The organism is Sphingomonas adhaesiva (assembly GCF_002374855.1).
Lineage (GTDB): Bacteria > Pseudomonadota > Alphaproteobacteria > Sphingomonadales > Sphingomonadaceae > Sphingomonas > Sphingomonas adhaesiva.
The window spans coordinates 682,757-700,679 of record NZ_NWVC01000001.1; the positions used below are offsets into that span (position 1 = coordinate 682,757).

The 17,923-nt window shown below is 69.0% G+C and carries 19 protein-coding genes and 3 tRNA genes; 11 read left to right on the top strand and 11 right to left on the bottom strand.

The window, feature by feature from the left end; genetic code table 11:
* The first annotated feature begins 6 nt into the window (after positions 1–6).
* From aroA to COA07_RS03325, 7 genes are all read left to right on the top strand, one after another.
* Positions 7–1,362, top strand: a complete 1,356-nt coding sequence (gene aroA / locus COA07_RS03295; protein ID WP_066711661.1) for a 3-phosphoshikimate 1-carboxyvinyltransferase — start codon at positions 7–9, stop codon at positions 1,360–1,362.
* Positions 1,359–1,982: a (d)CMP kinase gene (locus tag COA07_RS03300; protein WP_066711663.1), complete on the top strand. Its 624-nt coding sequence runs from the start codon at positions 1,359–1,361 to the stop codon at positions 1,980–1,982. Before aroA ends, COA07_RS03300 begins: the two co-directional genes overlap by 4 nt.
* 274 nt (positions 1,983–2,256) lie before the next feature.
* Positions 2,257–3,963 carry a 30S ribosomal protein S1 gene (gene rpsA / locus COA07_RS03305; protein WP_066711660.1) on the top strand — a complete coding sequence of 569 codons (1,707 nt, stop codon included), beginning with the start codon at positions 2,257–2,259 and terminating at the stop codon, positions 3,961–3,963.
* Between the two features lie 192 nt (positions 3,964–4,155).
* Positions 4,156–4,434: an integration host factor subunit beta gene (locus COA07_RS03310; protein WP_066711659.1), complete on the top strand. Its 279-nt coding sequence runs from the start codon at positions 4,156–4,158 to the stop codon at positions 4,432–4,434.
* A gap of 68 nt (positions 4,435–4,502) precedes the next feature.
* Positions 4,503–4,586, top strand: a tRNA-Leu gene (locus COA07_RS03315).
* Between the two features lie 101 nt (positions 4,587–4,687).
* Positions 4,688–6,064 carry an ABC transporter substrate-binding protein gene (locus tag COA07_RS03320; protein WP_245841977.1) on the top strand — a complete coding sequence of 459 codons (1,377 nt, stop codon included), beginning with the start codon at positions 4,688–4,690 and terminating at the stop codon, positions 6,062–6,064.
* 5 nt (positions 6,065–6,069) lie between these two features.
* The gene (locus COA07_RS03325; protein ID WP_066710013.1) at positions 6,070–6,498 is read left to right on the top strand and encodes a DUF4112 domain-containing protein; all 429 of its coding nucleotides are present in this window, start codon (positions 6,070–6,072) and stop codon (positions 6,496–6,498) included.
* Here the strand turns inward: COA07_RS03325 and COA07_RS03330 are convergent.
* Positions 6,482–7,573, bottom strand: a complete 1,092-nt coding sequence (locus COA07_RS03330) for an anhydro-N-acetylmuramic acid kinase (RefSeq protein ID WP_066710010.1) — start codon at positions 7,571–7,573, stop codon at positions 6,482–6,484. The two genes, COA07_RS03325 and COA07_RS03330, sit on opposite strands and share 17 nt — an antisense overlap.
* 94 nt (positions 7,574–7,667) lie before the next feature.
* On the opposite strand from COA07_RS03330, the gene rimO reads away from it, so the two are divergent.
* Together rimO and COA07_RS17685 are read left to right on the top strand one after the other, a co-directional pair.
* Entirely contained in the window at positions 7,668–8,999 is a 1,332-nt protein-coding gene (gene rimO, locus COA07_RS03335) for a 30S ribosomal protein S12 methylthiotransferase RimO (protein ID WP_066710007.1), read from the top strand.
* Positions 9,000–9,149: 150 nt separating this feature from the next.
* Complete coding sequence (locus COA07_RS17685; RefSeq protein ID WP_141396465.1) at positions 9,150–10,049, top strand: hypothetical protein; 900 nt, start codon at positions 9,150–9,152, stop codon at positions 10,047–10,049.
* Here COA07_RS17685 and COA07_RS03340 read toward each other — a convergent pair.
* Complete coding sequence (locus COA07_RS03340) at positions 10,046–10,537, bottom strand: HIT family protein (protein ID WP_066710004.1); 492 nt, start codon at positions 10,535–10,537, stop codon at positions 10,046–10,048. The two genes, COA07_RS17685 and COA07_RS03340, sit on opposite strands and share 4 nt — an antisense overlap.
* A gap of 61 nt (positions 10,538–10,598) precedes the next feature.
* Positions 10,599–10,675 (bottom strand) — tRNA-Met (locus COA07_RS03345).
* Positions 10,676–10,852: 177 nt separating this feature from the next.
* Between COA07_RS03345 and COA07_RS17690 the strand changes: the two genes are divergently transcribed.
* Positions 10,853–11,056, top strand: a complete 204-nt coding sequence (locus tag COA07_RS17690; protein WP_141396466.1) for a hypothetical protein — start codon at positions 10,853–10,855, stop codon at positions 11,054–11,056.
* Here the strand turns inward: COA07_RS17690 and COA07_RS03350 are convergent.
* Together COA07_RS03350 and COA07_RS03355 are read right to left on the bottom strand one after the other, a co-directional pair.
* Positions 11,046–11,573 (bottom strand): 2'-5' RNA ligase family protein, encoded by a 528-nt coding sequence (locus COA07_RS03350; protein ID WP_245841978.1) that lies wholly within the window; start codon positions 11,571–11,573, stop codon positions 11,046–11,048. The two genes, COA07_RS17690 and COA07_RS03350, sit on opposite strands and share 11 nt — an antisense overlap.
* Positions 11,570–13,501 carry a potassium transporter Kup gene (locus COA07_RS03355; RefSeq protein ID WP_066710001.1) on the bottom strand — a complete coding sequence of 644 codons (1,932 nt, stop codon included), beginning with the start codon at positions 13,499–13,501 and terminating at the stop codon, positions 11,570–11,572. Before COA07_RS03355 ends, COA07_RS03350 begins: the two co-directional genes overlap by 4 nt.
* A gap of 156 nt (positions 13,502–13,657) precedes the next feature.
* On the opposite strand from COA07_RS03355, the gene COA07_RS03360 reads away from it, so the two are divergent.
* Positions 13,658–13,876, top strand: a complete 219-nt coding sequence (locus tag COA07_RS03360; RefSeq protein WP_066486657.1) for a DUF3072 domain-containing protein — start codon at positions 13,658–13,660, stop codon at positions 13,874–13,876.
* A 10-nt stretch (positions 13,877–13,886) separates the two neighbouring features.
* On the opposite strand, the gene COA07_RS03365 is transcribed toward COA07_RS03360, so the two are convergent.
* The 6 genes from COA07_RS03365 to gspN form a co-directional block, all read right to left on the bottom strand.
* On the bottom strand, positions 13,887–14,519 hold the full coding sequence (locus tag COA07_RS03365) for a tetratricopeptide repeat protein (RefSeq protein ID WP_066709998.1): 633 nt from the start codon (positions 14,517–14,519) through the stop codon (positions 13,887–13,889).
* A complete protein-coding gene (gene ccmE / locus COA07_RS03370; RefSeq protein ID WP_066709996.1) occupies positions 14,519–14,959 on the bottom strand; it encodes a cytochrome c maturation protein CcmE in 441 nt (146 codons plus the stop codon). The genes COA07_RS03365 and ccmE overlap by 1 nt, the downstream gene beginning before the upstream one ends.
* Before the next feature lie 97 nt (positions 14,960–15,056).
* Positions 15,057–15,782 (bottom strand): heme ABC transporter permease CcmC, encoded by a 726-nt coding sequence (gene ccmC / locus COA07_RS03375; protein WP_066709994.1) that lies wholly within the window; start codon positions 15,780–15,782, stop codon positions 15,057–15,059.
* Positions 15,783–15,840: 58 nt separating this feature from the next.
* Positions 15,841–16,890, bottom strand: a complete 1,050-nt coding sequence (locus COA07_RS03380; protein WP_066709991.1) for a Leu/Phe/Val dehydrogenase — start codon at positions 16,888–16,890, stop codon at positions 15,841–15,843.
* A 104-nt stretch (positions 16,891–16,994) separates the two neighbouring features.
* Positions 16,995–17,071: transfer RNA gene (locus COA07_RS03385), tRNA-His, on the bottom strand.
* Positions 17,072–17,201: 130 nt separating this feature from the next.
* Positions 17,202–17,921, bottom strand: a complete 720-nt coding sequence (gene gspN / locus COA07_RS03390) for a type II secretion system protein N (protein WP_066709987.1) — start codon at positions 17,919–17,921, stop codon at positions 17,202–17,204.
* Positions 17,922–17,923: the final 2 nt, after the last annotated feature.

Consider the following 17,923-nt stretch of genomic DNA (forward strand, 5'->3'; position numbering starts at 1 on the left):
GCCCTGATGTCCCATTCCGCGCCTGCCCGCCCTCTTTCGATCGCCGCCTCCGGGCCGCTGGTCGGCACGCTGACCGTGCCGGGGGATAAGTCGATCAGCCACCGCTCGCTGATGTTCGCCGGGCTGGCGGTGGGCGAAAGCCGCATTTCCGGCCTGCTGGAGGGGGAGGACGTGCTGGCCACCGCCGGCGCGATGCGCGCGATGGGCGCGCAGGTCGAACGTACGGCGGACGGCGTGTGGCAGGTCCACGGCGTCGGCGTCGGCGGGCTGCTCCAGCCGCAGGTCGCGCTCGACATGGGCAATTCGGGCACGTCGACGCGGCTGCTGATGGGGCTGGTCGCCAGCCATGCGATCACCGCCACCTTCATCGGCGACGCCAGCCTGTCGAAGCGGCCGATGGCGCGCGTGACGGAGCCGCTGTCGCGGATGGGCGCCAGCTTCACCACCGCGCCGGGCGAACGCCTGCCGCTGACGATGCGCGGCCTGTGCCCCGCGGTGCCGATCGACTACACCCTGCCCGTCGCCTCGGCGCAGGTGAAGTCGGCGGTGCTGCTGGCGGGCCTCAACACCCCCGGCATCACCCGCGTGATCGAACCCGTGCCGACGCGCGACCATAGCGAGCGGATGCTGCGCGGCTTCGGCGCGCAGCTGACGGTCGAGGAAACGCCGCAGGGCCGCATGATCGCGATCACCGGCGAGGCGGAATTGCGCGCGCAGAATATCGAGGTGCCGGGCGATCCCTCCTCCGCTGGCTTCTGGATGGTCGCCGCGTCGGTGGTGCCGGGGTCGGACGTGACGATCCGCAACGTGCTGATGAACCCCACCCGCATCGGGCTGGTCACCGCGCTCAGGATGATGGGCGCCTCGATCGACGAACTGGCGCAGCGCGACGTCGGCGGGGAGCCGGTCGCCGACCTGCGCGTGCGCCACGCCGCCCTGACCGCGATCGAAGTGCCGCCCGATCTCGCCCCCAGCATGATCGACGAATATCCGATCCTGTTCGTCGCCGCCGCCTTCGCGCGCGGCACGACGGTGGCGCGCGGTGCGCACGAACTGCGCGTCAAGGAATCGGATCGCATCGCCGCGATGGCCGCCGCGCTGGGCCTCGCCGGGGTGCGCGTGTCGGAGCATGAGGACGGCCTGTCGATCGAGGGACGCGATGGCGATCCCCTGCCCGGCACGCGCGACGCGCGCGTCGCCTCGCTGCTCGACCATCGCATCGCGATGAGCATGGCGGTCGCCGGGATGCACGCCCGCGCCGCGGTGACGATCGACGACGCCGCGCCGATCGCCACCAGCTACCCCGCCTTCGTCGATACCGCCCGTGCGCTGGGCGCCCTGCCGCAATGGATGAACCGATGATCATCGCCGTCGACGGTCCCGCCGCCTCGGGCAAGGGCACGATCGCCAAGGCTCTGGCGAAACATTACCACCTGCCGCACCTCGACACCGGGCTACTGTACCGCGCGGTCGCCGCGACGGTGATGCGGCTGGAACTGGATCCGACGCAGGAGGCCGATAGCGTCGCGGCATGCGATTTCGACGAGCTGACGCTTGCCGACCCGGTACTGCGCGATGACGAGGTCGGGCAGGTCGCCTCGATCGTGTCCGCGCATCCGCTGGTGCGCGCCGCGCTGATGCAGCGGCAGAAGCGCTTCGCCCACCAGGATGGCGGCGCGGTACTCGACGGGCGCGACATCGGCACCGTCATCGCGCCGGACGCCACCGCCAAGCTGTTCGTCCGCGCCACCCCGACGATCCGCGCGCAGCGCCGCTTCGCGGAACTGAAATCGCGCGGCAAGTCGACCAGTTACGATCAGGTGCTGGCCGATATCCGCTCGCGCGACGAACGCGACAGCGGCCGCTCCACCGCCCCGCTGGTCCCCGCCGCCGATGCGGTGCTGCTCGACACCAGCTTCCTGTCGATCGAGGCCGCCGTGGCCAAGGCGGTGGCACTGGTGGAGGCGCGTCGCACCGCCTGACGCACCCCTCGTGGGGCGATCGGCGCACGCGCCCGCAAAACCTTGCCTTTCCCGCCCGCCTGCGCTAGGGCGCGCGGGTCCGGCGGACTGGGGTTCGCGGAGGCACGGCGCGGCGGGCACGGCCCCTCGCGCCTTTTCGCTTATCGGCGGCCCGCTTCCTCACACCCCTGCTCGCATGGATGCCGCGTGTCGCATGGGGCGGACGCGGCGTTTTGGCCAAGACCAGCGGAACCAACCGCTTGGCCGGAAACGAACGAACAGGACGAACGAATTTATGGCCTCTGCGGCAACTCCCTCGCGCGATGAATTCGCGGCGATGCTCGATGACATGTTCGGCGGTGCCGACAGCTTCGAGGGTCGCGTGGTGCTCGGCACCGTCACCGGCATCGAGAATGATCTGGCCGTCATCGACGTCGGCCTCAAGAGCGAGGGCCGCGTGCCGCTGCGCGAATTCGCGCCGGCGCCGGGCCAGAAGGCCGAGCTGAAGGTCGGCGACGAAGTCGAAGTCTATGTCGACCGCGTCGAGAACATGCACGGCGAAGCGATGCTCAGCCGCGACCGCGCCCGCCGCGAAGCCGCCTGGGACAAGCTGGAGCTGGAATTCAGCAAGACCGCGCGCGTCGAAGGCGTCATCTTCGGCCGCGTGAAGGGCGGCTTCACCGTCGACCTGAACGGCGCGGTGGCGTTCCTTCCGGGTTCGCAGGTCGATATCCGTCCGGTGCGCGACGTCACGCCGCTGATGGACATCCCGCAGCCGTTCCAGATCCTGAAGATGGACCGCAAGCGTGGCAACATCGTCGTGTCGCGCCGCGCCGTGCTGGAAGAGACCCGCGCCGAGCAGCGTTCGGGCCTGATCCAGTCGCTGCATGAAGGCCAGATCATCGACGGCGTGGTGAAGAACATCACCGATTACGGCGCCTTCGTCGACCTGGGCGGCATCGACGGCCTGCTGCACGTCACCGACCTCAGCTACAAGCGCGTCGCGCACCCGAGCGAGATGATCAACATCGGCGACACCGTGAAGGTGCAGATCATCCGCATCAACAAGGACACGCAGCGCATCTCGCTGGGCATGAAGCAGCTCGAGAGCGATCCGTGGGACGGCGCCGCCGCCAAGTATCCGGTCGGTGCGAAGCTGTCGGGCCGCGTCACCAACATCACCGAATATGGTGCGTTCGTGGAGCTGGAAGCGGGCATCGAGGGCCTGGTCCACGTCAGCGAAATGTCCTGGACCAAGAAGAACGTCCACCCGGGCAAGATCGTGTCGACCAGCCAGGAAGTCGACGTGATGGTGCTGGAGGTCGACGAGGACAAGCGTCGCATCTCGCTGGGCCTCAAGCAGGCGCAGGCCAATCCGTGGGAGGCGTTCGCCGCCGCGCATCCGATCGGCTCGACCGTCGAGGGCGAAGTCAAGAACGCGACCGAGTTCGGCCTGTTCATCGGCCTGGACAACGACGTCGACGGCATGGTCCACATGTCCGACATCGCCTGGGGCGTGTCGGGTGAGGACGCGCTGAACCTGCACCGCAAGGGTGAGACGGTTCAGGCCGTGGTGCTCGACATCGATCCGGAGAAGGAGCGCATCTCGCTCGGCATGAAGCAGTTGGAGCGTGGTGGTCCGGTCGTCGCCGGCGCTGGCGATCGCCTGGGCAAGAACCAGGTCGTCACCGTCACCGTGCTGGAAGTCCGCGACGCGGGCCTCGAGGTGCAGGCGGGCGACGATGGCGCGACCGGCTTCATCAAGCGCACCGATCTCGGCCGCGACCGCGACGAGCAGCGTCCGGAGCGGTTCCAGGTCGGCCAGAAGTTCGACGCGATGGTCACCGGCTTCGATCGTTCGAAGAAGCCGACCTTCTCGGTCAAGGCGATGCAGATCGCCGAGGAGAAGCAGGCCGTGGCGCAATACGGTTCGTCCGATTCGGGTGCATCGCTGGGCGACATCCTTGGCGAGGCGCTGAAGGCGCGCGACACCAAGAAGTAAGCGACGCACGACACTCGCTGTCGAAACGGGGGGACCGGCCGATGCCGGTCCCCCTTTTGCGTTATCGGTCAACAGCGTAGCGAAGTGACCCGTTTTGCGCGTTTCGTGTCGTTCCGGCGCTACCACCGCGGGAAACTTACCTGTATCAGCATTATACGATACACACGTCACGTACTGGGGACGAAGCGGAAGATGATTCGATCGGAATTGGTGCAATCGCTGGCGACGGAGAATCCCGAACTGTCGGTTCGCGATGTCGAGGCGATCGTTGCCGCCTTCTTTGACGAAATCGTGCTGCGACTGGCTGCGAACGGGCGTGTCGAGCTGCGCGGCTTCGGCGCCTTCTCCACCCGCGCGCGCGATGCGCGGACCGGGCGCAACCCGCGCACCGGCGAAACCGTCGACGTCGATGCCAAGCGCGTGCCCTTCTTCAAGCCGGGCAAGGAAATGCGCACCCGCCTGAACGTCTGAGGCGCGCCGCCTCCGGCACGCCGGCGCTTGACGCCGCGCGCGCCAACCGCTTCGAGGGAGCGCGATGCGCGGACGTGGCGGAATCGGTAGACGCTGGAGACTTAAAATCTTCTGCCCATGGCGTGCGGGTTCGAGTCCCGCCGTCCGCACCATCGACGCGCGTCGCCGCCGCCGCGCACCGGCCCGCACCGCGCTGGCGCTGCTCGCGCTGGCGGCCACCGTCTCCTGCGGCCGCCGCCCCGATGTCGGCGCGGTGATCGTCAGCGTCATCGGCGGCACCCCGGAACTGGCGGCACGCGACCGCGCGGCGCTGTCCGCCCCCGACCGGCTGCTGACCGATTCGCTGGCCGAAGGCCTGGTCCGCTTCGACGCCGCCGGTCAGATCGAACCGGGGATCGCCGAACGCTGGATCGTCACCGACAACGGCATGAGCTACATCTTCCGCCTGCGCCGCGCGCAATGGGCGGACGGCGCGCCGGTGCGCGCGGCGGAGGTCGTCGCCCTGCTGCGGCGGCAGACGTCTGCCACTTCCGGCAACCCGCTTGCGCCCTACCTCAGCGCGATCACCGGCATCGTGGAAATGACGCCCGAGGTGATCGAGGTCGAACTGTCGCGCCCGCGCCCCGATCTGCTCAAACTGTTCGCCCAGCCGGAAATGGCGCTGGTCCGCGCTCGCCCGCGCGCCGGGGCAGGCCCGTTCCGCTCCCGCACACTTGGTGACGACGCCATCCTGCTGACGCCCGCGCCCGATCCGGATCGCGACCCGGACGACGACGGCCCCGCGCCGGAGGACAATGTGCGGCTGCGCGGCGAGCGTGCCGCCACCGCGATCCTGCGCTTCGTCGAACGATCGTCGGACATGGTGACCGGCGGCACGCTGTCCGACTGGCCGCTGGTCCAGGCCGCCGGCGCCGGCCCCGCCAACGTCCGCATCGATCCCGCCGCCGGGCTGGCCGGGCTGGCGGTGGCGCGGCGCACCGGCTTCCTCGCCGATCCCGCGCATCGCGCCGCGCTGGCGCAGGCGTTCGACCGCGCCGACATCGGCACCGGCGTATCGCCCGACTGGACGATGCGCGAGACGATCCTGCCCGAACAGCTCGATTCGGCGACCGCCCCCGCGCTCCCCGCCTGGTCGCTGGTTGCGCCGGACCAGCGCGTCGCCGCGGCGCAGGCGCAGGTCGCGGCGTGGCGCGCCGCCAATGGCGTCCCGAGCGTCACCGTCGCGCTGCCCGGCGGACCCGGCGGAACCTTGCTATGGGGTCGCATCGCGCGCGACCTGTTCGCGATCGGCATCCGCCCGGTGCGCGTGCCGCTCGATGCGCCGGACGCCGACCTGATCTGGATCGACCGCGTCGCCCCCTATGACAGCGCGCGCTGGTACCTCGCGGAGGCGTGCGTCGCCTGTTCGGACGCGGCACGCGCCGCGATCGAGGCCGCGCGCGTGGCCCCGACGCTGGACGATCGCGCCCGCGCCATCGCCGCCGCCGATACCGCGATGGCCGCCGACGTCGCCTTCATCCCCTTCGCGCGGCCGTTCCGCTGGTCGCTGGTCGCGCTGCGGCTGCGCCAGTGGCAGGGCAATGCCCGCGCCTGGCACCCGTTGAACCGGCTGCGCGCCGATACCAATTAACGGGAATGAACGCGCGTCCCACGCCGCTTGGCGGCTCGATCCTCTCCACGCTGCCCACCGGCCGCGATCCTGCGTCGGTGCGCCGCCGCGTGGAGGCGATGGAGCAATTGCTGGAGGGGATGTTCGTCGTCCCGGGCCTCAACCGCCGCGTCGGGCTGGATGCGATCATCGGCCTCGTTCCCGTCGTCGGCGATCTGGCCGCCGCCGCGATGGGGATGTGGATCGTGTGGGAGGCGCGCAACCTGGGCATGGGGCGCGCGGCGGTGATGGCGATGACCGCGCGCGTCGGCTTCGACGCGATGCTGGGCGCGGTGCCGCTGATCGGCGACGCCGCCGACCTGTTCTACCGCTCGAACACCCGCAACGTGAAGCGCATCCGCAAGTATCTGGACAAGCATCACCCCGCGACGGTGACGATCACCCCTTCGGCCTGAACACCGTGCCGCCCGCCATCGCCTGCGGCGCGCCGGTGGTACCGGGGAAGCTGATCGGCAGTCCCTTCAGCGTGCGCACCGCCATATAGGCGAAACCCTCCGCCTCCAGCCCGTCACCGTTCCACCCCAGCGCATCGACGGGCTCCGGCGTCAGCCCGGTATGCTGCGCCAGCATCGCCATCAGCGTCGGGTTGAGCCGCCCGCCTCCCGCCACCAGCAACCGGCGCGGCGCCTGCGGCAGCAGCCGCAACCCCTCCGCGACGGTCGCCGCGGTGAAGGCGGTCAACGTCGCCGCGCCGTCCGCCGCGGACAGGCCGCGCACCGGCTGAATCGTGAAATCGTTGCGGTCGAGCGACTTGGGATACGGCGCGGCGAAGAACGGATGGTCCAGCATCGCGGTCAGGATGCCCTGGTCGACCTGCCCCTGCGCCGCCAGCGCGCCATCGCGGTCGAACCGCTCGCCCGTCTCCTGCTCCATCCAGCTGTCGATCAGCCCGTTGGCCGGGCCGGTATCGAACGCCGCCAGCTCGCCATCCGCGCCGATCATCGTGACGTTCGCCACCCCGCCCAGGTTCAGGACCGCCACCGGCTTGTGCAGCCCCGCTGCCAGCGCGGCATGATAGACCGGCAGCAACGGCGCCCCCTGCCCGCCCGCGGCCACATCGGCGCTGCGGAAATCGGCGACGGTGGTGATGCCGGTCACGTTGGCCATCGCCTGCCCGTCGCCGATCTGCCAGGTCCAACGCCGGTCGGGGCGATGCGCCACCGTCTGCCCGTGGAAACCGATCACGCCGACGTCCGTCGCCGCCACCCCGGCATCGCGCAGCAGCTTTTGCACCGCCAGCACATGCGTGCGCGTGATGAGCTCCTCCGCCGCCACCAGGGGCGGGCTGGCGCGCGGACGCTCGAACGCCAGCGCCAGCGCGGTCGCCTCCGCCAGTTGCGCGCGCGCCGCGTCGGAAAACGGCTCCCCGCGAAACGCCACCGCGCGCACCTGCGCCTCGCCATCCGTTTCGATCAGCGCCGCGTCGATCCCGTCCAGCGACGTCCCCGACATCAAACCCACTGCCAGCATCGTCGCCCCATCATCGCCGTTTCACCCCCGCTCCTATCGCCCGACACGCGATGCTGGCAAATCGGCCCGTCCCGCATTATGTCCGCGCGATCTCATGGCAACGCAACTTCCCTCTCCGCCCCGCGTGGGCATGGTCTCGCTCGGCTGTCCCAAGAACCTGGTCGACAGCGAACGGATCCTGACCCAGCTGCGCGCCGACGGCTATCAGATGTCGGCCGATTATGCCGGCGCGGACGTGGTGCTGGTCAACACCTGCGGCTTCCTCGATTCCGCCAAGGAGGAATCGCTGGAGGCGATCGGTGAGGCGATCGCGGAGAATGGCCGCGTCATCGTCACCGGCTGCATGGGCAAGGAAGCCGAGGCGATCCGCGCGCGCTTCCCGGATGTGCTCGCCATCACCGGCGCACACGAATACGAACAGGTGGTGGAGGCCGTCCACGCCGCCGCCCCCGTCGCGATCAGTCCCTATGTCGATCTGATCCCCGATGCCGGGCTGAAGCTGACGCCGCGGCACTACAGCTATCTGAAGATTTCGGAGGGCTGCAACCACCGCTGCTCCTTCTGCATCATCCCGTCCTTGCGCGGCGATCTGGTCAGCCGCCGCCCCGACGCGATCCTGCGCGAGGCGGAGAAGCTGGTCGCCGCCGGCACCAAGGAATTGCTGGTCATCAGCCAGGACACGTCCGCCTACGGCATCGACATCCGCGATCAGCCGCGGATGTGGAAGGGCGCGGAAGTCCGCCCGCACATGACCGATCTGGCGCGCGAGTTGGGGCGGATCGCGCCGTGGGTGCGGCTCCACTACGTCTATCCCTATCCGCACGTCGACCAGGTGATCCCGCTGATGGCGGAGGGGCTGGTGCTGCCGTACCTCGACATTCCATTCCAGCATGCCGCGCCCGCGGTGCTGCGCCGGATGAAGCGCCCCGCCAACGACGCCAAGGTGCTCGGCCGGATCAAGGCGTGGCGAGAGGTCTGCCCGGATATCGCCATCCGCTCCACCTTCGTCGTCGGCTTCCCCGGCGAGACGGAGGAGGATTTCCAGTACCTTCTCGACTGGCTGGACGAGGCGCAGCTCGACCGCGTTGGCGCCTTCCGCTTCGAACCCGTAGAAGGCGCCGCCGCCAACGCGCTGCCCGATCCGGTGCCCGAGGAGGTGAAGGAGGAACGCTACGCCCGCATCATGGAGCGCACCGCCGCCATCTCCACGGCGAAGCTGGCCGCCAAGGTCGGCCGCACGCTCGACGTCATCATCGACGCGGTCGACGCCGACACCGGCGGCGCCACCGGCCGCAGCAAGGCCGACGCGCCCGAGATCGACGGCGAGGTCCACCTGCGCGACGCGGGCCATCTGGCGCCCGGCGATATCGTGTCGGTGACGATCGAGGACGCCGACGAACATGATTTGTTCGGGGTGGCGGCTTAGCTACAAAATCGCTTGCGACGCGCTTGACCTGTATCAGCCAGCAACGATGATCTGTCGACGGGCGGCGCGGCGGCTGCCCCGATCGGGGGATCATCGTTGCCAACACTACGCGCGCCGTCGGCTCCTGCTCACCGCCCCGCCCCCGTCAGCGTGGACGTGCGACAGGGCCGATTGTCTATCACTGGCGCCAGCGGCGGAAAGCTTGACGCAAACGTTTACGTCAAAAGCGATCCCCCCTCGCTTTCCGACGCGGCAGTCGTGATCCCCGCGGCATCGGCCGTCGTGGCCGGTCTGGCGCTGGTCTTTGCAGCCATCCAAGCATGGATGGCGCGGGACCAATATGCACGCGATCTGCAATGGCGGCGATCCTCACTTATTGGCGACGAACTACGCCGGATGATCGCGACCGAGGAAATCGATCTGGTCTGCCGCATGTTGGACTGGCGCGGCGGTTGGGGTTGCGTACCGGCGCGTTACGCATATCTCCTCGGCTCCCGTGAGATCAGGATGAACTGGACAGACTTCGTAGCAAGCGTCGCGGTCGAACGCCCCCCGGACTGGATGAGCAATCGAAAACGATATCTCTATCGTTCGTGCTTCGACGATTTCTGCAACGCATTGAACCTGATCTACAGCGACCCGCGCCTAAGCGATCTCAAGACCGAACCCGACCGTTATTCTTCTCGGTTCCGCGCACGGTCTCGCAAACAAACCAAGGCCGGTGAAAAAAAGCCTTCCGATGATCTGAGCGACGCTCGTTTCGGTGAACACCTGGTCAGTATTGCTCTATACTGCAAACTCGTCATCGATCCTCTCAAGCCGGATTGCGACCTAAAGAAGCGCGATGGGGCGATCGATGAGACAGCGCGGAGCAATATGAAAGCTTTTATTGAAAAATTTTACTCGCCAGGCTTGTACGAATTTATTGGCAAGGTCGCGGAGCTGCATCGAGGAACACCGGACGCCACTACTGATACGGGCAATCATCTACCCCTCAATCCGGCGCGATCCCGCATCTGGCGCGCACGGAGAGAGCTCGATGCAACCTAATGCTCCGGCAGTGCCGCATCTGCCTTCAACGCACCGACGATCCGCTGCGCGATCGCCTGCATCTGCGCCGGCGTGGCGTGCTCCACCTTCTCCACCGGGGTGTTCGGGATCACGTGGAAATGGACGTGGCAGACATGTTGCGCGCCGCCCCCGTTGTTCTGCTGGATGATATAGCCGCTATTGCCGAACGCGCGCCGCTGGGCCGCTGCGATGCGCCGGGCGAGCAGCAGCGCGTCGGCCATCTCGGTCGCGGTCATGTCGTCCAGATTGCGCACCGCCCGCCGCGGGATGACCAGCACGTGCCCGGGGCGCTCCCACGCGATCGGGATCAGCGCGATCATGTCCGGGGTTTCCGCCACGATGCTGGCCGGCGCCTTGCCCGCCAGGATCTGCGCGAACGGATTGTCCGGATCGTAGCGCGCATCCAGCGGACAATGCGGCGGCGCGACCGTCGCCGCCTGCAACGCCAGCGCCATCATCCACATCATCGCATTCCCCCCAGTGACGGCGGCATCATATCGTCGATGGCGATGGAATGTCACGAGCGGTTGGTAGCGGAGGAGGGACTTGAACCCCCGACCCCAGGATTATGATTCCCGTGCTCTAACCAGCTGAGCTACTCCGCCTCACCGCATCTGCGGGAGCGCCGAACCGCTCGTGAGGCGCGGGCTATAGCAGCCGGAACGGCGCGGTCAAGCGGTGAACGTCGTTCTCGACCAAGCTGTGGATGGCCAGAAACATCCGCCGTAATCCCACCTCTCAATGCACTGTAGGCGCGGCTCACTTAAAGAAGGAGCCCACCCATGAATATCGCTGGAATGATCGTCGCCGTGGTGAAGCTCGCACCTCGGTCGCAGAGATCCTGGCTATCCTGTATATTGATCCTCGGCTTGCCTTTCGCCGTTGGCTTCGCCTTTCATGGGTGCGGACATCCCCATGATTGGCTTGATCGCTTTGAAGGATCTGGCGCAGCGACAGAAAGCAAAAGCGGCGCGGTCAAGCGGTGAACGGATAACGACGGATCAACTCCCACGGCCCGCCGCGGTACCAATATGCCGCCAGCCCGGCGATCTCCACGGCACGCGCCGCGAACCGCGCCTGCACCTGTGCCAGCAGCGCCCTGGCCACCGCCGAATCGACCTTGTTCTGGATCGTCACGTGCGCGCGCCACCCCGCCTGGTCCTGCGGCGTCAGCAGGCCGTGGAACGCATCGGCCAGCCGCGCGCGGATGTCCGCCAGTTCCGGGCTGTCGATGCGATAGGCCACCCCGCGCCCCAGCGAGAACGCGCCCGCCAGCCGCGCCGCCGGGGCCGGCACGCCGCGCGTTGCGTCGGTCAGCCGCCGGTGCAGCTCGTCCAGCACGCCAGGCGGGATATGGTGGAACATCGTCAGGTGCGCGGCCAGGTGGTTGCGCTCCGGTGGGAAATGCGCGCGCCGCTCGGCATCGAAGAACGCCTGGTCCTTCGCCCCGAACAGCGCGGTGACGATGATCGGGGCGGGGATCGGAGCCGGAACGCCGCTCAAATCTCGATCTGGCTGCCCAGCTCCACCACCCGATTGGTCGGCAGGCGGAAGAATTCCATCGCGCTTTCGGCGTTGCGCAGCATCCAGGCGAACAGCTTCTCGCGCCAGATCGCCATCCCCGGCCGCTCCGACGCCAGCAGCGTCTGGCGGCTGAGGAAGAAGCTGGTGTCCATCATCCGGAACGCCGCCCCGCATCCGTCGAACGACTTCAGGTTCGCGGGCACGTCCGGCTCCTCCATGAAGCCGTAGCGCAGGATCACGCGATGGAACCCCTGCCCCAGGTCCTCGTGCAGGAAGCGGTCGTCGCTGGGGAAGTACGGCATGTCGGTGACCCGCACGGTCAGCAGGATGACGCGCTCGTGCAGCACGCGATTGTGCTTCAGGTTGTGGAGCAGCGCGTGCGGCACGCCTTCGGGCGTCGACGTCATGAACACCGCCGTCCCCGACACGCGCGTCGCGCTGCTGGCGGCCGAATCGATGAAGATGCGGATCGGCATCGCCGCCTCGCGCATCCGCTCCAGCATCAGCTTGCGCCCCTGCGACCAGGTGGTCAGCAGCACGAACACGATCACCGCCACCAACAGCGGGAACCAGCCGCCGTCGGGCACCTTGGTCAGGTTCGATGCGAAATACAGCCCGTCGATGGTCAGGAACACCAGCTCGAACAGCGCCACCGCCCAGATCGGCCAGTGCCACACGCGCCGGATCAGCACGCCGACCATACAGGTGGAGATGAACATCGTCCCCGTCACCGCGATGCCATAGGCGGCGGCCAGGTTGGACGATTCGCCGAAGCCGAACACCAGCAGCAGCACCATCACCATCAGCGCCCAATTGGCGGCGGGGATATAGATCTGCCCCGCTTCGGACGCGCTGGTGTGGGTAATGCGGATGCGCGGCATCAGCCCCAGCTGCACCGCCTGCTGCACCACCGAATAGGCGCCGGTGATGACCGCCTGGCTGGCGATGACTGTCGCCATCGTCGCCAGGATGACCAGCGGCAGGCGCCAGTCCTCCGGCGCCATCAGGAAGAAGGGGTTCTGCGCCGCCGCCGGCGTTTCCAGCAGCAGCGCACCCTGCCCCAGGTAATTGAGCATCAGCGCGGGTAGGACGAAGCCGAGCCAGGCGTAGGAGATCGGCTTGCGCCCGAAATGCCCCATGTCGGCGTACAGCGCCTCCGCCCCGGTCACCGCCAGCACGACCGAGCCCAGCGCCAGGAACGCCAGCTTTCCGTCGGTCACGGCGAAGCGCACCGCCCAGGCCGGGTTCAGCGCCCACAGCACGTCGGGCCGCTCGGCGATGTGCATCACGCCCATCACCGCCAGCACGATGAAATACAGGATCATGATCGGGCCGAACAACCGCCCGACCTTCGCGGTGCCGATAGACTGGAGATAGAAGAGGGCGATCAGGATCGTCACTGCGATCGGCAGCACGAACGAATCGAACCCCTGCTCGACCGTGGCCAGCCCCTCCACCGCGGACAGCACGGAAATCGCCGGGGTGATCATGCAGTCGCCGAAGAACAGCGCGGTCGCCACCACGCCCAGCATCACCAGGCTCGGCCCCCATCGTTTGCCGCCGGCCGCACCCGACCGCCGCTGGATCAGCGCCAGCAGCGCCAGGCTGCCGCCCTCGCCGTTATTGTCGGCGCGCAGGATGATAAGGACGTATTTCAGCGTCACGATCAGCATCAGCGACCAGAACATCAGGCTGACGACGCCGAAGATGTGCAGCTGGTCGACCGCCAGCGGATGGTGGCCGACGAACACTTCCTTCATCGCATACAGCGGGCTGGTGCCGATATCGCCATAGACGACGCCGATCGCGCCGATCGCCAGCCCGGCCAGTCCCTGGCGCTGGCCGTGATGATGCGGGGCGGACGGCTGGGCCGGATCCGCCGTGCCCGCGGGGGCGACGTCGCTCACGCCCCGTTCCGACAGGAACCGGAGTTGCCGACCGTGCCCACGGCGTTCTCGCCCGCTGAGGTCCCCATCATAAAGGCGCGCCTAGCACCATGGCCGGGCGGCTGCAACGCGGAACATATGGTAAACACCGGGGTTGTGTCACCGAAAGGATACAGGATGACCGACACGCACAATCCGAAGGCGGAACCCTTCTCCAATGCCGAGAAGGATCCGGCCGACTGGACCACCGGGGACGAGCCGATGACCGGCGCGCAGGCCAGCTATCTCAAGACGTTGAGCGAGGAAGCGGGCGAGCCGTTCGATGACGGGCTGACCAAGGCGGACGCATCGAAACGGATCGACGCGCTGCAGGAACAGACCGGGCGGGGGCGCTGATTCCGCCGCCTCAGCGCGCGTCGCGCTGCAGCGCGATCAGCCGGTCGAGCACCGCCAGCCGGATCGCGATCTCGCGGCGATAGTCCGCACCCTCCGGCGACAGCGCCAGCGCGCGCGTCCATGCCGCCCGCGCCGGCGCGAGTTGCCCGGCGCGGATGTAGGTCAGCCCCAGGTAATATGGCGGCGCGGGATGGTCAGGTGCCAGGCGCGCCGCCTGCCGGAACGCCAGCAGCGCCGGCGGCGTCATCTGGTCGTCGGCATCGGCGGACAGCGTCACGCCGGCCCAGGTCCACAGCATGAAGCTGCGCGGCAGTCGCGACAGCCCGCCCAGCACGGCGCGCGCGGCCGCGCTGCTGTCGCCGCTGCGCGTCATCGCATCCGCGGCCATGATATAGGCGCTGTCCTGCGTATAGCGGCCGAACAGCATGTCGCGCATCGCGATCTCGTCGGGGACGATCGCGGTGGTGGTCGCGCGATGCTGCACCGGCGCCGCCGCCAGCAACGGCCGCCCCTGCCACGCATAGCCGATCGCGCCGAGGAACAGCGCCGCGCCGACCGTCGACCACAAGGCGCGATCCAGCTTCAGCCACCACATCGCGCCGAACGCGGCAAGGCCCAGCACCGCCAGCGCCACGAACCCCATCAGCGCGTGTCCTTCAGCGTGGTCGTCTCGTGCATCTTGCCCGCCATCTGCGGCGGCATGTATTTCTCGTCATGCTTGGCCAGCAGGTTGGTCGCCGCGAACGAGGCATCGGGGCGGAAATGCCCCTCCGCCACCACGCCCGATCCCTCCCGGAACAGGTCCGGGGCGATCCCGCTGAACGTCACCGGCGTCGTGGCGCGCCCGTCGGTGACGACGAACGCAATCGACACGCCGTCGGCCGCGCGGCGGATCGACCCCTTCTGCACCATCCCGCCCAGCCGCACCGCCTTGTCGGGCGCGGGCAGCCCGCCGGCCACGTCGGAGGGGGCGTAGAAGAACGCCGCCTGATCCTTCAGCCCCGACAGTGCCAGCACCGCCGCCGCGCCCAGCGCCGCCAGCGCCAGCACGACCAGCATCAGCCGCTGGTTCTTGGCGGTCACTTCTCGGCCTGCCGCATCGCGCGATAGGCGAGCGCGCCGACGATGCCGGTCCCCGCCAGCGTCACGGCATAGGCCGCGATGACGAACGCCCACTGGTTCATGCGCGCGCGCGCCGCTGCATCCGCGCCTCCGCCTTGGCGATCGCCAGCATCGCGCGCATCCGCATCAGCACGATCGCGCCGAACAGCGCGCTGAACCCCAGCAGCATGAACGGCAGCGGCCACAGCAGCGCGCGGTCGATCGACGATCCGGTCAGCCCGATGCTCGCCCCCTGGTGCAGCGTGTTCCACCACACCACCGAATAACGGATGATCGGCAGCAGCACGGTGCCCGCGATCCCGTACAGCGCCGGGATCCGCCCGTCGCCGCCGCGCTCGCGGTCCGCCTTGGCCAGCGCGATGAAGCCCAGATAGACGAAGAACAGCAGCAGCATCGACGTCAGCCGCCCGTCCCACTGCCACCACGTCCCCCAGGTCGGCCGTCCCCAGATCGACCCGGTGACCAGGCAGATCGCGGCGAACACCGCACCCGGCAGCGCGATCGCGCGCGCCGCCACCGCCGCCAGCGGGTGCCGCCAGACGAGGAAGACGATGCTGCTGATCGCGATGCCGCTCCATCCGCCCATCCCCAGCCACGCGGCGGGAACGTGGATGTACAGGATGCGCACCGTCTCGCCCTGCAGATAGTCGGGCGGCGTCTGCGTCAGCCCCGCCCAGCATCCGAACGCGATCAGCGCCGCCCCCATCCACCACAGGATCGGGGTCAGCGGTCGCGCGATCCGCAGGAAGCGCGCGGGATTGGCCAAGGCATGAAGGGTCGCCACGAACCGGATCGATAAGCCAAGCCGGCGCGCGCGTCACCCCGTCTGTTGCAGCTGCGTTCTATCGCCCGATCAGCCGCCGTGCGATCCGGTCGGCGACGTCCGCCGTGGGATCGCCCGTCGTCGCCGCTTCGTCCCACACCTGGTCCAGGCGTCCGGGGATGGTCGCGATCCGCGCCATCACCTCGGCCTCGTCGCCATGGCCCAGATATTCCAGCCCGACGTTGATGATCCCGCCCGCGTTGATGACGTAATCGGGGGCATAGACCACGCCCGCCTCGTGCAGGCGCCGCCCGTCCTCGCGCGTGGCCAGCTGGTTGTTGGCGCCGCCCGCGACGATCCGTGCCTTCAGCTGCGCGATGCTCGTCTCGGTCAGGATCGCGCCCAGCGCGTTGGGGCTGACGATATCGGCGTCGGTCGACAGGATCGCCTCCGGCGCGGCGACGCTCGCGCCGATCTGCGCCGCCAGCGCCTCGGCCCGTGCGCGATCGACGTCGGCGATGGTCAGCACCGCGCCGTCCTTCGCCAGCAACCGCGCCAGCCCGCCGCCGACCGATCCGGTGCCCTGGATGGCGACGCGCACGCCCTTCATGTCGTCGGTGCCCAGCCCGCGCTTCGCCGCCGCCTTCACGCCCAGATAGACGCCGTGCGCGGTGTACGGCCCGGGATCGCCGCCCGCCGCGCCCTGCGCCACCGGCAGGCCGGAGACGTAGCGCGTATGCTGCGCGATCACCTTCATCCGCGCCTCGGACATGCCGACGTCCTCGGCGGTGACATAGCGCCCGCCCAGCGATTCGACCGCGCGGCCGAACGCCTGCAACTGCGCCTCGGTGATGACCGCGCCCGGCGCCGGGGCCAGCACGACGCCCTTGCCGCCGCCCAGCTCCAGCCCCGCCATCGCGTTCTTGTAACTCATGCCGCGCGACAGCCGCAGCGCGTCGGTCACCGCGCGCGAATCATCGGCGTAATGCCAGAAGCGCACGCCCCCCGCCGCCGGCCCGAGCGCGGTCGAATGGACCGCGATCACCGCCTTCAGCCCGGATGCCGGGTCGGTGAACAGGTGCAGCCCTTCATGGGCGTCGAAATCGGGATAGTCCCACACGGAGGTCATGGTCGCTCCATCACGCACAGCCGAAAATTACCGGCCCGCGCAATATTGTTATTGACGGCCGATGGCCAGTCAAAAGCGATTGCCGTGGATTGGATGGGATGAAATGGGGCGATCGACGGGACTTGAACCCGCGACCCTCGGTACCACAAACCGATGCTCTAACCAACTGAGCTACGATCGCCGCGAAGGCCGTGCCCCTAGCGGCGACCGGGGTCCGCCGTCAAGCGGCTTGCGCGCTATCCCGCCCACGACATCCCGGCTGGGATCTCCCGAAAACGCGCGCATCCAGCCGCCCGACGCGCCGGCTCGGCCTAGAACCGCCCCTCCACCGCCAGCGTCCGCGCCGCGCCGTTCGCGACGAAGCCCGCGCCGTCCAGCCGCGCCGCCACCGCCGGATCGCCGGGCACCAGCGTCAGTTCCGCGCGATAGCGCCCGTCCGGCCACAGGCGCAGCGCCACGCCCTCGCCCGCGCCGCTGGTCAGCGGCAGGAACAGCGCCCCCGCATCGCAGCGTGCGGTGCCGCTCACCGCGCCGGGCAGCGGCTGTCCCAGGAACGCGCCGGACAGTGCCGCGCGCACGCGCCCGTCGGCCTGTTCGCACGCGCCGTCGACGAACCGCACCGACACGTCGTCCAGGTTCAGCGCGGTCACCGGCAACGGGGCGAAGGCATTGCCCGGCACCAGCGGGCCGGTCGCGCCCAGCACCGCGGCGCGCCCGCGCGCGATCTCCACCACGCCCGCCAGCCGCTGCGCCGGATCAGGGGTGCGCGTCGCCAGCGCGATCCGCGCGCGCCCGATCACCAGCGCCAGCGGCGACAACCCGGCGTCCATGTCGCCCAGCCCGACGTCGCCGAACCGCGCCTCCACCAATCGCCCGGACCACAGGCTGCCGCGCACCTCGCGCGCGGTGAAGCCCTGCGCGTCCAGCCCGGCCCAGCCCAGCGCCAGCCGCATCGGGACGAAGACGACGATCGCCACCGCGAACATCGCCAGGAACAGGGTGCGGCGCCGCGTCGCCAACCGGATGCGCATCG